A 14,398-nucleotide genomic window follows, 5' to 3' on the forward strand; every position below is an offset into this window, starting at 1 on the left:
TTATGAAGTTATTCGTATTAGGCGCAACCGGTCGGACCGGACATCAATTCATCGACCAAGCCATCGAGCACGGTCATGACGTCACCGCGTTCGTACGTGAACAGAAAAAGTTGATTCGGACCCCACAACTTGAAATCATCGAAGGCGACTTATATGACATCGATGCGTTAACAGAAGCGATGCACGGTCATGATGCGGTCATCAGCTGTCTCGGAACGGATTTGAGCGATCCGGACTTTTTAGCGAGTGTCACGGACAAGCTCGTCCCAGCGATGAAGACGAATGGCATCTCACGCGTCGTCTATTTGGCTTCAGCCGGGATCGACAATGAGATACCGGGACTTGCCGGGAAAGCCATTACGTTCATGCTCCGGAAGCCGCTCCGTGATCATCGGGCAGCCGTGGACTTGTGGCGAAATTCGTCATTCGATTATACGATTGTACGACCGATGCAATTGACGGACGGCCCCCGCACCTCGACGTATCGAACGGCCATCGATGAAGTGCCAGAGAACGGGAAACACATCTCACGGGCAGACGTCGCCCAGTTCATGCTTCATGCGATTGAAGAACAGGAACACGTACGGGAGTCAGTCGGACTGGCGTACTAATTTGATCCAATTCATGCTACAATATCGGGTAGTTTACTTTGAAAGGAACGAAAACGAATTATGAGTATATTAACGGTACAAAACTTGAGCCACGGCTTTGGTGACCGCGCTATTTTGAACGATGTCTCTTTCCGCCTCTTAAAAGGGGAGCATATCGGTCTCGTTGGAGCAAACGGTGAAGGAAAATCGACGTTCATGAACATCATCACGCGCAAGCTGCAACCGGATGAAGGGAAAATCGAATGGGCGAAAAACGTCCGTGTCGGTTACCTCGATCAACACGCAGTACTTGAGCGCGGGATGACGATTCGGGACGTCTTGAAAGGTGCTTTCCAATACCTGATTGACATGGAGACGCGCATCGGCGAACTCTACATGGAGATGGGTGACGCGACGCCGGAACAGATGGAAGACATGCTTGCGGAGGTCGGTGAGCTTCAAGAAACGCTCGACTCGAACGACTTTTACATCATCGATGCGAAAGTAGAAGAAGTCGCACGCGGCCTCGGTATTTTAGACGTCGGACTCGACCGGGACGTCACGGACTTGTCAGGTGGACAGCGTACGAAAGTATTGCTCGCGAAGTTGCTTTTAGAGAAGCCAGATATCTTGCTCCTCGATGAGCCGACCAACTATTTGGATGAAGTGCATATCGAGTGGTTGAAACGCTATCTTCAAAACTATGACAATGCCTTCATCTTGATCTCCCACGATATCCCGTTCTTAAATAGTGTCATCAACTTGGTCTACCATATGGAAAACCAAGAGTTGAACCGCTATGTTGGGGACTATGACAAGTTCATGGAAGTGTACGAGATGAAGCGTTCGCAACTTGAAGCCGCCTATAAGCGTCAGCAAGCCGAAATCGCGGATTTGAAAGACTTCGTTGCCCGAAACAAAGCGCGTGTGTCGACACGAAACATGGCGATGTCACGTCAGAAGAAACTCGATAAGATGGATGTCATCGAATTGAGTGCGGAACGTCCGAAACCAGAATTCCGCTTCTTGCAGGCACGTACATCGGGGCGCCTCATCTTTGATGCGAAAGGTCTCGTCATCGGATACGATGAGCCACTCTCACGTCCGCTCGACCTTCAGATGGAGCGCGGTCAAAAGATTGCCCTCGTCGGAGCGAACGGAATCGGGAAGACGACGCTCTTGAAGAGCTTACTCGGCTTGATCAACCCGCTTGAAGGGACAGTCGAACGCGGTGAGTTTCTTGAGATGGGTTACTTCGAACAGGAAGCCGCATCAAGCAACAACACGTGTATCGAAGAGATTTGGAGCGAATTCCCATCACTCAACCAACAGCAAGTACGCGCGATGCTCGCGAAATGCGGTCTCATGACGAAGCACATTGAAAGTAAAATCTCTGTCCTCAGTGGTGGAGAAAAGGCGAAAGTACGTCTTTGCAAACTCTTAAACAACGAAACGAACTTACTCTTACTCGATGAGCCGACGAACCACTTGGACGTCGACGCGAAGGAAGAGTTGAAGCGTGCGTTGAAAGAGTACAAAGGAAGCGTCCTCCTCATCAGTCACGAACCAGAATTCTATGAGGATATCGTCACAGACGTCTGGAACTGTGAATCGTGGACGACGAAAGTATTCTAATTCAGTAAAGGACGTGTCGTATGGCTGGCCCAATTCAAACGAATGAACGGATTATTTTGTATGACATTATCCGAGGGTTTGCCCTCTGCGGCATTTTCCTCGTCAATATCCCGAGCATGCTCGGGAGCGACTGGATGTTTGGTCGTCCCGACTATTACGGGAACGACTTGTTCGTCCGCACGCTCTTTGACTTGTTCGTGCAGACGAAGTTTTATACGATTTTCTCCCTCTTATTCGGGATCGGCTTTTCGATTTTCCTCGAGCGTTCTTACGCTCGTGGCGAATCGGTCAGTCGTTACATACGCCGTATTGCGATTCTTTTCTTATTCGGTCTCGCGCATTTGGCGATTTGGTCAGGTGACATCTTACATACGTATGCGATGTGGGGCTTATTGCTTCCTCTCTTTTATGGGTTGAGTAACCGCGCGATATTGACATGGGCGTGGAGTTTATTGATTGGAAGTTTCTTACTATTCAATGTTGCCCCTATCTATGTAGAGTGGGCTTTTGGATACATGTATTTAGGAGAGTCGTTCCCGAGGGTCTTTAATTCAGGCTTCGGTCCTTGGCTAGACTATCGATTCGACAACGAGATTTTTACTATGATTCAAAATTCACTTTTTGTCGGAATCGAGATTCTCGGTCTGTTCTTACTCGGTCTCTTCATCGGACGGGAACGAAAGCTTCTGACTTGGAGTATCCAAGGATTGACCCGGACTGCTGCTATCTGCGCAATAGCAGCCATACCATTCTGGGGAATCATCATCTGGCATCATTACGGTGATGGCGCCTCTTATATGTCCACGAACTCAGCAGCCGTATGGATTTCCGGAAAACTGCTCGCTACAACGTACATCTGCCTGTTCACCATCGCCGTTCGAAAAGGTCGGACGTTCGCCCCGCTTCAAGCACTCGGTCGAATGGCACTCACGAACTATCTGACACATACGTTGATCATTGTCTTGCCAGTGATCGCACTCGGGGCGTACGGGGCGCTTTCCTTAACCGAAGGTCTATTCCTCAGCATCGCCATTTTGATTGCGCAGTCGTTCTTCTCGATGTGGTGGCTAAAGACTCACCGTTACGGACCGTTTGAGAAACTATGGCGTCTCGGAACATACGGACGACAAACAAAATCATCCTAAGATCGGACTTCATTGTCCGGTCTTTTTTTAAATAAAAACTGCAGACGAATGAACGTCTGCAGTTCCGCTCGAGGCCACGGCTTCGAGTTTTTATTTTGTTGCCGCTTCCGTTAAGAATGGCACGATTTGCTTCTTACGTGAGACGACGCCAGGAAGTGTCGCCAATCCGTTTTGAAGGGTCACGTTGAACGCTTGTTCGAAGAGTTCGGGTTTTGGTCCGACAACGATGGCTTCCGAATCGTTCGTCAAAATGTTCGTGATGGCGAATACGAACAAGTCTAAGTTTTTCGCCGCAACCGTTTTGGCAATCGCCGCCTCGACTTCCGCTTTACGGTTCAAGACATCGTTCGCATCGACCGTGTTCACTTGTGCGATTTCGACACGATAGTCGCCCATCGCGAATTCTTTCGCATCGAGTGAGATGAGTTCTTCAATCGTTTTTTGGCTAAGGTCCGCACCGGCTTTGAGCATCTCAAGACCGTATGTTTCTGCATCGACGCCAGCAATCTCCGCAAGTTCTTTCGCTGCTTTGATATCTTCACCTGTGCATGTCGGCGATTTGAAGAGAAGCGAGTCTGAGATGATGGCGGAAAGCATTAAACCGGCCATATCCGCTGCGATTTCGACACCATGCTCTTTATACAACTTCAACAAGATTGTCGCCGTACATCCGACTGGCTCCGCACGATAGTAGAGCGGGTCTGCCGTTTGGAAGTTTGCGATACGGTGGTGGTCGATGACCTCAAGGATTCGCACGTCTTCAATCCCGTCCGCACTTTGTTGGAACTCGTTATGGTCAACCAAGATAACTTCTTCCGCCTCACCTTTCACGCTTTCAATCAAGCGTGGTGCTTTCACACGGAAGTGATCGAGCGCATATTGTGTTTCGCCGTTCACTTCACCGAGACGGACCGCTTCTGCGTCCATCCCTAATTTCTTTTTCAACTCGGCATAGGCGAGCGCTGACGTGATTGTGTCGGTATCTGGATTTTTATGTCCAAAGACTAGTACTGTACTCATGTCTCATTCTCCTCACTAAATAGTTTTCCCCTATCCATTATAACGTCCACGGCATTTCTTTCAATTCCCAAACAAAAAGAGCCGTGTCGGCTCTTATGCTTGTTCATCTTCATCTGTCTCTTCGAGGTCGGAATGATCTCCTTTTGAATCTTCTTCATGGGAGATGTCCGGCTGATCTCGCTTCAACTTTTCTTTTTCTTCTTGTTCACGCTTTTCTTTGTCTGACATATCGTGTCATCCTTTCGAAAATCCGACTTGTCATAATCTGTTCCCCAAGCCAGATTTCGTCAAACGACATTTCACTAAACGTAAACAAACTGAAACGTCAGGCCTGCACGAAGACGATTTCTTCTCCGCGAAGTTCGACTTTCACGTCTTGTCCTTGGAACAACCACTCATCTTGTTCCGCCACGACAAAACGAATGCCGTCTTCTTCGGTCTCAACAGCCGCATTGTTCACGTCTTCTGTGATGACCCCGACAGAAAAACCGTGCGTCAAGTCTGTCGAACCCCCATACTTTGCAAACAAACGAACCGTTTGGCCTGCTTCGACTTCCATTTCTTCTTTAAACCATTGGAGCGCTTCTTCTGTTACTTGAATCTTCATAACATCTCCTCCTCTCGACTACTCCTCTCATTCTAAACGTTTCAAAAGAGTCGAGCGAGGAAGTTGCCTAAAGTGTTGTGCCAACTTGATAGCTCACCGTCATGCCATGCGTCTCCGGTTGCGCACCATTCATTTCAGCGAGCGTCGTTTCAAATAAACGTCGCCCGATTTCTTCATTCGGTGAGAGCATCGTCGACAGTCCGAATGCATGACCGATCGGATGTCCGTCAAACCCGAGCATGGCGACTTCCTGAGGAATCTTGATGTCTCGCCGTTGCATCTCTCCTAAAAATCCGAGGGCGACATAATCGGACGAGAAAAAGAGCGCTCGAGGACGCTCTTTTTGAGAGAGGAACGTTTCAGCTAGCCGAATACCGTCCTCACTCGTCAAATAGCCCGTCCAAATCCATTGCTCACGCGCATGCGCTACTTCATCGAAATAGGCTTGCTGACGCGCAAGGGAACTCGGACTATGGCTTCTTGACAAGATGATTCCAATCTCTTCGTATCCGTATTGCTGTAACACACGAATACCTGATACGAACGACGCGTAATGATCGACATGGATCGACGAAATTGTCTCCGGTGCACCGACGGTCGCCACAGCAATCGGTCCGTACACGCGATATGTCTCCATTTCCTTAAAGGACATCTCATGAGACAAGACGATCGCCCCATCGACTTCACGGTGCTTCAATAAATCGAGCGCTTGTCGTTCCTCGCTCATTTTATACTCCGTCTGCCACATGACGAGGCGATAATCGTGCTCGAGCGCCGCCTTGGCGAGCCCATTAACGAAGAAACCGTAATAAGGATGATTCATATAAGGTAGGATGACGACGATTCGTTGCGTCTTCCCTGTCGACAACGTCAACGCTTGTTGATTTCGCAAATACCCGAGCTCCTTCATTGCCGCATGTACACGGGTTCGTTTTTCTTTCGATACGTACGGATGCTCGTTCAGGACGCGTGAGACCGTCGTCACCGAAACGTCAGCGTGCTTCGCGATATCTCGAATGTTTGCCATTCATCTCACCTCAACTTGTAAGCCTTTGCATATAGTGTACCCACTCTGCTTGCTGACTGTCACCTCTTTCGACGACTTGACAACGAATCGCTTGAACGAGACGGAAGCGCTCCTCTAACGGCAGATGAAGAAACTCTTCACGGAAACGAGTACACAACATTTTCCCAAACGGTGTGTACAACTGATTGATGACGAGCTCGTATACGATTCCACAGCACCATGTTTTCCACGTTGTCGGTTTCATATCGGTTCCCCTCCCTTTGTCTATACCGTATCTTCTGAAACGCGTTTCAGAGCAAGCATCTTTTTTAATAAAGTTTATTTCCGAACATTATTTGTCTTCAAATTTCATTTTTCATGTTTTTTACTCAAAACAATTGACGGGAATCAAACATTTTTGTATAGTCATCAAGTTGAAAACGTTAATTTAAGAATTTTCCTCAATTAATGTTCGGAAATAGACTGAAATAAGGAGTTTTATCGATGAATATCTTTCAATTAAAACAACATGGTACGAATGTTAAACAGGAAGTGACTGCTGGGATCACAACGTTCGTGACGATGGCGTACATCTCTGTCGTCAACCCAGCGATTCTATCTGACGCAGGGATTCCGTTCGCACAAGCATTCACGGCGACAATTATTGCCATCCTCATCGGAACAGGCTTGATGGCGTTTTATGCGAACTTACCGATCGCTGTAGCACCCGGGATGGGGCTCAATGCATTCTTCGCTTACACGCTTGTCGCTCAAGAACAGATTGCCCCGTCCGCCGCGCTCGGTGTCGTCTTCGTCTCGTCCGTCTTCTTCTTGATTTTGTCGCTCTCTCCAATTCGGACGAAGTTGATTCAAGCGATTCCGACTTCGTTGAAGCATGCCATCACGACCGGAATCGGTCTTTTCATCGCTTCACTCGGATTAAAACTATCAGGTTTGATCGTTGCTGATGAAGCGAACTTGGTGCGTCTCGGTGACGTGTCTTCTCCAGAAGTACTACTTGTACTCGGTGGTTTGATCGTCTCGGCACTCCTCTTTTCACGAAACGTACCCGGTTCTTTACTCATCGGGATGGTACTCACGGGGATTGCAGCATACTTCATGGATATCTTAAAAATCGATGGTGTCACGGCGATGCCAACACTTCCGGAAGGGCTCATGGTCAACCCCGTGACGGCATTTAGTGATGTCATTCAATACGGTTTGTTCGGTGCTGTCCTCTCGTTCTTCCTCGTCACGCTTTTTGATACGACAGGTACGCTTGTCGGTGTCGGAAAACAGGCAGGTCTCTTAAAAGAAGATGGAACAATTGAGAATGGTCACCGTGCACTCTTTGCCGATTCACTTGCCACAATGGGTGGATCACTCGTCGGAACGAGCCCGTCTACGGCATACATCGAGTCTGCTGCCGGTGTCGCGCAAGGTGGACGTACAGGTCTCACGACGGCCGTCGTCGCTGGTTTATTCGGATTGACACTCTTCTTCAGCCCACTTATCGGCGCCATTTCTGGCGTAGCGGCAATCACAGCTCCCGCCTTGATCATCGTCGGTGCACTCATGTTGACGAATGTCCGGTACATCGACTGGAGCGACTTTAGCGAATACTTCCCGGCTTTCATGACGATTTTGATCATGCCTTTGTCAGGAAGCATCGAACGCGGCATCGCCTTCGGGTTCATCTTGTACCCGATCTTCAAAGCGATGAACAAAGAGACGGTTCACCCGCTCATCTACTTGTTCGGCGCACTCTTCATCTTGGAAATGTTCTTCCTATAAGTTAGACAAAAGATCCTCGTCATGTGTCGAGGATTTTTTTCTGTTATACGTACTTCCTACCTGTTTTATATCAGAAACGAGATGAATATCGGTTCAGTGAGATACGTTATCAATTAGACAGGATTTTACAAATAAATCAGTTTTTCTCCTCATTTTTCTGTCACTTTCCTACGCTTTATGAAATAATGACGTTGAAATCGTTATCATCAGAGGAAAGAAGGAATGGCTATGCCGAATGTAGCTTTATTCGTCACTTGTTTATCTGATACGTTGTTTCCATCCGTCGGACAAGCGACAGTCGAACTACTCGAACATTTAGGGTGCGAGGTGACGTTCCCCTTTGAGCAGACATGCTGTGGGCAGCCTGCCTACAACAGCGGCTATCATGAGGAGACGAAAAAGGTTGCCAAGCACATGATTGAAACATTTGAACAAGCAGATGCAGAATATATCGTCGGACCATCGGGGTCGTGTGTCATGATGATGCGCGACTACCCGCATTTGTTCCAAGATGATCCTGTGTGGGGTCCTCGCGCTGAAGCGCACGCCGCCAAAACGTTCGAACTGACACAGTTCATCGTCGATGTGCTCGAAGTCACTGATGTCGGTGCCAAGTTTCCCGCCAAAGCGACCTATCATGCGTCTTGTCACATGACCCGCCTCCTCGGAATCGAAGCAGCTCCCGGAAAGTTGCTCGGAAACGTCGATGGACTGACGATGGTCCCCCTCGCGAACGTACATAACTGTTGCGGGTTCGGTGGGACCTTCTCCGTCAAGATGCCAGATGTGTCGGTGCAGATGGTAGATGAAAAAGTCGATTCCATCTTACAGTCAGGCGCAGAGGTGTTGATCGGAGCGGATGCGTCATGTCTGATGAACATCGGCGGACGTCTTCATAAACAGGGACATCCGATTAAAGTGATGCATATTGCCGAAGTGTTGAACGAAGGAGTGAAGCAAGCATGAGCATGGGGATTCGATTGGATGAGAAGTTTCAAGATCGACGAAAAGATGGAATCGAAGATGCGTTCATGCGGCAGGCCGTCAGTTCGGCTCAAAACCGTCTACGGGATGGCCGGTTGAATGCTGCAGGTGAACTCGGGGACTGGGAAGCGTTTCGCGACCATTCGGAAGAAATTCGTCAACATGTGCTGGAACATCTGGACTATTACTTATATCAATTGAGCGAGAATGTCTCAAAACGTGGTGGAAGCGTCTTTTTCGCGGAGACACCGGAAGAAGCGAACCGCTACATCCGAGAAGTCGTCCGGTCGAAACAAGCCAAACATGTCGTGAAATCGAAATCGATGGTCACGGAAGAAATCGGCTTGAACGAGGCACTTCAGGAAGAAGGATGTACTGTCGTCGAATCCGATCTCGGTGAATGGATTTTACAACTCGACGAAGATCCACCGTCCCACATCGTCGCCCCGGCCCTGCATAAAGACCGCGACGCTGTGCATGAGACGTTCACTGCCCACGGCTACAGCGGGTCGAACGATCCGACTGAACTTGGACGCTATGCACGACAAGAACTACGAAAAGACTTTTTGAAGGCAGAAGTCGGCATCACCGGCTGTAATTTCGCCATCGCAGAGAGTGGAGCCGTCGGGCTTGTGACCAACGAAGGGAACGGACGCATGGTGACGTCGCTCCCTGATACGGTCATCTCTGTCATGGGCATGGAACGCGTCGTCCCGTCTTATGAAGAGTTCGAGGTGCTCGTCAACATGCTTTGTCGAAGCGCGGTCGGTCAGCGACTCACGTCATACATCACGACGTTCGCCGGGACGCGCGCGGTCGGTGAAGTCGATGGACCAGAAGAGTTCCATCTTGTCATCGTCGACAACAAGCGTTCTGGTATTCTCGGGACACAGTTCCAATCGGTGTTGCAATGCATCCGCTGCGCGGCCTGTATCAACGTCTGTCCCGTCTATCGCCATATCGGTGGTCACGCGTACGGGTCAATCTATCCAGGTCCGATTGGTGCCGTCTTGGCTCCGCTTCTTGACGGATACGAGAACTATAAAGAACTCCCCTATGCGTCGAGTCTCTGTGGCGCCTGTACGGAGGCGTGTCCTGTAAAGATTCCGCTGCATGAGCTGTTGATTGAACATCGACGCGTCATCGTAGAGGAGAAAAAGCAATCACCTTTCGTGGAGCGGATTGCGATGAAAGGATTTGCCGTCACCGCTTCGAGTCCATTCTTATTCGAAGCAGCGGAACATGTCGCACCGTTTGCGACATCACCGTTCGCCACCTCGGGTCAGATTGAGAAAGGGCTACCGGCTTGGACGGACTCGAAAGACTTGCCGCAGCCGAACAAACAGACCGTCCGAGATTGGTTCAAGAAACGGGGGGATGCCTGATGAATCCTGGTACAATCACAAACCGTGAGGACTTTCTACAACGAATCGCCAAGCAACTCGGTCGTGAGGTCAAGCTCACGCCGCCAAAACGGGAATATACACATCGTCCGCAAGATGAGGTGTTGAAAGACGCGAGTGAAGAAGAGCTGCTCGAGACGTTCCGCATGGTCGCGACCCGAATCCATACCGATTTGGTGGAATGTGAATCTGCGAAGCTTGATGATACGCTTCGCCTCTTGATTGAACGCTATCATGGCGCACGGATTCTCGCAGAAAACGATGAGCGAATTTCCGCTTGGGCACCTACAACAAGTGAGACGTTTGATTGGTGGGATTCGTCACAACCCGAAGCGAGTCGAGAGCTTGCCATTCGAGCGGACATCGGCATCACGATTGCGGATGCGGCATTTGCGGAAAGTGCGACAATCGTCCAATATGCGAAGCCTGGTAGATCACGGACAATCAGTCTGTTACCACAAGACCATATCGCAATCATCCCGAAATCTGTCCTTGTCCCACGTATGACGCAAACGGCACAACAACTTGCCACACTCGACCGAGACGGTCTCCATTCCCCGAACGGTGTCAATTTCATCTCTGGTCCGTCGAACTCGGCCGACATCGAGATGAACCTCATCGTCGGCGTTCATGGTCCTGTTCGAGTCGCCTATGTGTTGGTACATGATTTATAAGTATAGCCCCTCCATCGATCGATGGAGGGGCTATATTCATCCTGATACGGTGACGCTCCCATTTGAGCTCGTTAATTTCACTTCAATCGATCCGTCTCCAAATACGCACTCTTTCGACCGCTCTCCCAACACATCAACTTTCCCGTTTCGTGACTTCGCACGAATCGTCACATCTTCCGGACGTTCATCGACATGTAAGTCAATCTTCCCGTTGTTCGTCTTCAAGCGAATCGGTGCTTGAATCGCTTGTACGGAACAGTCTATCCGTCCATTAGAAGTTTTGGCATCGACCGCTCCCGTGACGTGATCGACATCGATTCGACCGTTCGAGGAATGGATGTTGATCCGCTCAAGCTGAGAATGTTTCGCTTCGACACGACCGTTTGAGGAATGAAGCTCCCAATCGTGCCCGTGACAGCTTGATGCGAGCACTTTTCCGTTCGATGTGCGCAGGACACCATGACGTGCTTGAATGTGATGTGCGACGATTCGACCGTTCTCACTCTCCACGTGGAAGCGTTCCGCTTGGAGATCTTGTACATCACTCGAACCGTGACGATTTTTCAATTGAATCTGATGATAGGCGTGATGAGGCAATTCAACCCGAAGTACAGGTGCCTTTGACCCGAACCATGAAAACAGATCCGAAAGACCGAAACGACGTTCGGATTCAATCCGTATCTCTAGGGTGTCCCCGACGATATCCATCACGACCCCATGATCGGTCTCCGTCTCAAGCGTCGCATACGCATAACCGTCTTGTGATGGGGTGACGAACACTTGCGCATTTTGAACTTGAATGAGGACGCTTTGGAAGGCTACGTTCGAACTTTTGACCACCGCAGGCGGTCGCGTCGAGACCGATTCTTCAATATCGACAGAGGCGAGCAATTCCGATGCGAGTATGCTCGGTTCCCCTAACTCACGTGCCAATTCTTCGTCACTTCTTCCTTCTAATCGACCACTCGTGAAATATTCCGATACGTCTCGTAAAATATCAAGCCGATCTTTCACCTTCACGTTCATCAATAATTGTTCGAGCTCTGACAAGTACTGTTCTTCATTCATCTGTCGTCTCCCCCTCGGATTAAGTCATTGACACCGTTTGTGAATACGTTCCATTCCGTTCGCAATTCAACTAAGTGTTTGCGGCCCTGTTCCGTAATTTGATAGTACTTCCGTGGAGGTCCTTCTCCAGACTCCATTAAATACGTCGTGAAATAGCCCTCTGTCGTCAATCGACGCAACAACGGATAGACCGCACCTTCTGAAATGGCCACTTTGGCCGAAATCGCCTGAACGAGCTCATACCCATAGCGGTCTTGTTCCGCGACGAGTGCTAACACACACAGGTTAAGTACGCCCTTTTTGAATTGAGGATTCATCATCCCACCCCCTACTATACATAGAACAATAGCATACTATCCACTACTGTTCAATAAACAATAGCGTTCATTTCCTTGATTTCTCAATATCTAGCATCTGAAGAGTTGAATCTGTACAATGAAAGAACGACACTCGTAGGATATTAGTCACAGTCGGAATGTTCATCATTCTAGGAAGGAACGGTCTTTATGAAGTCATGGATTGACCAACGGATCGGGAGACAATTTTTATTCGTCTTCTACTTATTCATCGGACTGATCCTCCTCACGTCGCTTGCCGTATATGTGTATACGGAAAACCAAATCGAACAGACGACGTCATCGCTCGAGAACATCAGTGAACGACGCACGAATGCGACCGAGTTGTTCGAGACATGGCAGTCGATGCAATATGAAATGCGCGGATATGTCCTCCTTGGGGATGACGCGATGTTAGAACGTGTGCAAGATAAACAAGTCTTGATTGACGAACAGACCTCTTGGTTCGAACAGAACGCAGTGACCGAGAAAGAAAAAACGTACGCGAGCGATGCACGTACGCTGTTTGTCGCGTATCAGGAACGTGTCATGCCGAGTCTCGAACGTTATGTAGCAGGAAAACGGGACGGTAGTGTAACCGAACCCTTCTTAAAGATGCCGACGCTCGGGAAAGTGAATCCACAACAAGAGCCACCGGCAGATCGTAAATTCAAAATCAATTCAAAAAGTGCCGCAGATATGAGTGCGAGCATCGTCGATATGGAGAGCGTCTTCACGGAATACCGGAACTCACTGAACGCAGAAGAGGATGCGCTCCGTGCTCAGCTTGCGACCCATACGAAGTGGGCACAGGCCTTTTGGCTCCTCTCTTTACTCGGTGTCCTCTTCATTCTCTTTATCGTCGCCCGTCCATATGTGAGACGCTTAACGGGTCAACTGCAAGAGTTGATTGAAAACAGCAAGCGCCTTGCCGGAGAGCGACAGCCGATGACACCGGCGGCCGCCCAATCTAAAAATGAAGTCGGGCAATTGACAACATCATTCCGGCAAATGGCTACATCTCTCACGGCACAACGCTATCGGATTGAAGAGGAGCGTGAGAAGACAGCGCGCCTCCTTCACTCGATTCGCGATGCCGTCATCTATGTCGAACACGCAACAAGTGAGAAAGTAGCAAACCAAGCGTTGTTCGTCTTATTCAATCAACCGATTACGCAGCGAAATGAAGTCGATTTATACCGTTTAGACGCTAGCCTTGAGGAGCTCGGACTGCAGGTCGACCAAAAGGATGCCTTTTTCGCGTTCATGGAACGATCATTCGATGGACAGTGTAAAGAAGAGAGCGTCACGTTCTCGATGAATCAGGAAGAGCGCTTCATTCAAATGTATGCGGAGAAGATTTACTTGCGAGGGACACGTCATGGGACGATGCTCGTTTTCCGTGACGTGACGCACGAGACCGAAGTCGACCGTCTGAAAACCGAACTCGTTTCGACCGTCTCTCACGAACTCCGGACTCCGCTCACAAGTATCATTGGATTCACTGAACTTCTTCGTTTCCGAAAACTTTCATCTGAACGTTCCGAAAAATATTTAGGAATGATTCATCAAGAGACATTACGTCTTGAAGACTTGATTTCGAACTTGCTCGATGTACAACGGATGGAGTCTGGACAACAGACGTACCATAACGAACCAGAGCGTCTGTCCGCTATTCTTGAGCAAGCGATTTCGGTGCATCAAGGCTCAAGCCAACATCATCACATCACGTTTGATTGCACGGAAGACGTCTATGTATACGGAGACCGGACGCGACTCAATCAACTCTTCATGAACCTCCTGCACAACGCCGTGAAGTATTCGCCTCGTGGTGGCGAAGTCCATGTCCGTGTCACATGTGAACGACCGGATTGGATTGACATTTCAATTGAAGATCACGGCATCGGGATTCCCCAAACCGCGCTACCAAAATTGTTTGACAAGTTTTATCGCGTCGACAATTCCGCCAGTCGAAAAATTGGAGGGACCGGTCTCGGTCTCGCGATTTGTAAAGAAATCGCTGAAGGTCACGGTGGAACGATTCACGCTACCTCAAACATCGGCAAAGGCTCCATTTTCACTGTCAGCCTTCCCAAGTCGGATATGACCAATCAAATGAGTAGCTAAACGAAAAGAG

At 49.2% G+C, this 14,398-nt stretch carries 15 protein-coding genes; 8 read left to right on the forward strand and 7 right to left on the reverse strand.

Translation table 11 applies throughout. The features are described from left to right. Window positions 1-2 precede the first annotated feature (2 nt). Genes KNO70_RS11850 through KNO70_RS11860 form a run of 3 tightly spaced genes read left to right on the forward strand, consistent with a single transcriptional unit; the run spans window position 3 to window position 3,370 of the window. Window positions 3-611: an NAD(P)-dependent oxidoreductase gene (locus tag KNO70_RS11850; protein WP_015880458.1), complete on the forward strand. Its 609-nt coding sequence runs from the start codon at window positions 3-5 to the stop codon at window positions 609-611. Window positions 612-671: 60 nt separating this feature from the next. Beyond that, window positions 672-2,225, forward strand: coding sequence for an ABC-F family ATP-binding cassette domain-containing protein (locus KNO70_RS11855; protein ID WP_015880457.1), 1,554 nt, complete (start codon window positions 672-674; stop codon window positions 2,223-2,225). 20 nt (window positions 2,226-2,245) lie between these two features. Further along, a complete protein-coding gene (locus KNO70_RS11860; protein WP_214685093.1) occupies window positions 2,246-3,370 on the forward strand; it encodes a DUF418 domain-containing protein in 1,125 nt (374 codons plus the stop codon). Window positions 3,371-3,460: 90 nt separating this feature from the next. Here the strand turns inward: KNO70_RS11860 and KNO70_RS11865 are convergent, their stop codons facing one another. The 5 genes from KNO70_RS11865 to KNO70_RS11880 all read right to left on the reverse strand — a co-directional run bounded on the left by KNO70_RS11865 (window position 3,461) and on the right by KNO70_RS11880 (window position 6,268). After that, window positions 3,461-4,390, reverse strand: a complete 930-nt coding sequence (locus tag KNO70_RS11865; protein WP_214685091.1) for a manganese-dependent inorganic pyrophosphatase — start codon at window positions 4,388-4,390, stop codon at window positions 3,461-3,463. Window positions 4,391-4,483: 93 nt separating this feature from the next. Continuing rightward, complete coding sequence (locus KNO70_RS16265; protein ID WP_015880450.1) at window positions 4,484-4,618, reverse strand: hypothetical protein; 135 nt, start codon at window positions 4,616-4,618, stop codon at window positions 4,484-4,486. A gap of 97 nt (window positions 4,619-4,715) precedes the next feature. Next, window positions 4,716-4,997, reverse strand: a complete 282-nt coding sequence (locus KNO70_RS11870) for a HesB/YadR/YfhF family protein (protein ID WP_074034990.1) — start codon at window positions 4,995-4,997, stop codon at window positions 4,716-4,718. Window positions 4,998-5,064: 67 nt separating this feature from the next. Beyond that, window positions 5,065-6,024 (reverse strand): LacI family DNA-binding transcriptional regulator, encoded by a 960-nt coding sequence (locus KNO70_RS11875; protein WP_078146097.1) that lies wholly within the window; start codon window positions 6,022-6,024, stop codon window positions 5,065-5,067. 10 nt (window positions 6,025-6,034) lie between these two features. Next, on the reverse strand, window positions 6,035-6,268 hold the full coding sequence (locus KNO70_RS11880; RefSeq protein WP_078146096.1) for a hypothetical protein: 234 nt from the start codon (window positions 6,266-6,268) through the stop codon (window positions 6,035-6,037). Window positions 6,269-6,513: 245 nt separating this feature from the next. On the opposite strand from KNO70_RS11880, the gene KNO70_RS11885 reads away from it, so the two are divergent. The 4 genes from KNO70_RS11885 (at window position 6,514) to KNO70_RS11900 (ending at window position 10,858) form a co-directional block, all read left to right on the forward strand. Next, window positions 6,514-7,797: an NCS2 family permease gene (locus KNO70_RS11885; protein ID WP_031424359.1), complete on the forward strand. Its 1,284-nt coding sequence runs from the start codon at window positions 6,514-6,516 to the stop codon at window positions 7,795-7,797. Window positions 7,798-8,025: 228 nt separating this feature from the next. Next, entirely contained in the window at window positions 8,026-8,763 is a 738-nt protein-coding gene (locus KNO70_RS11890; RefSeq protein ID WP_074034994.1) for a (Fe-S)-binding protein, read from the forward strand. A gap of 2 nt (window positions 8,764-8,765) precedes the next feature. Continuing rightward, entirely contained in the window at window positions 8,766-10,166 is a 1,401-nt protein-coding gene (locus KNO70_RS11895) for a LutB/LldF family L-lactate oxidation iron-sulfur protein (protein ID WP_305798183.1), read from the forward strand. Beyond that, a complete protein-coding gene (locus tag KNO70_RS11900; RefSeq protein WP_078146095.1) occupies window positions 10,166-10,858 on the forward strand; it encodes a LutC/YkgG family protein in 693 nt (230 codons plus the stop codon). The genes KNO70_RS11895 and KNO70_RS11900 overlap by 1 nt, the downstream gene beginning before the upstream one ends. Before the next feature lie 36 nt (window positions 10,859-10,894). On the opposite strand, the gene KNO70_RS11905 is transcribed toward KNO70_RS11900, so the two are convergent. Next, a complete protein-coding gene (locus tag KNO70_RS11905; protein ID WP_214688904.1) occupies window positions 10,895-11,926 on the reverse strand; it encodes a DUF4097 family beta strand repeat-containing protein in 1,032 nt (343 codons plus the stop codon). After that, window positions 11,923-12,243, reverse strand: a complete 321-nt coding sequence (locus tag KNO70_RS11910; RefSeq protein WP_031424354.1) for a PadR family transcriptional regulator — start codon at window positions 12,241-12,243, stop codon at window positions 11,923-11,925. Before KNO70_RS11910 ends, KNO70_RS11905 begins: the two co-directional genes overlap by 4 nt. A gap of 189 nt (window positions 12,244-12,432) precedes the next feature. Between KNO70_RS11910 and KNO70_RS11915 the strand changes: the two genes are divergently transcribed. Beyond that, window positions 12,433-14,388, forward strand: coding sequence for an ATP-binding protein (locus tag KNO70_RS11915; RefSeq protein WP_078146093.1), 1,956 nt, complete (start codon window positions 12,433-12,435; stop codon window positions 14,386-14,388). Window positions 14,389-14,398: the final 10 nt, after the last annotated feature.

Origin of the sequence: Exiguobacterium sp. s181 (assembly GCF_018617125.1) — a bacterium.
In the GTDB taxonomy this organism is placed as follows: Bacteria; Bacillota; Bacilli; order Exiguobacteriales; family Exiguobacteriaceae; genus Exiguobacterium; species Exiguobacterium profundum.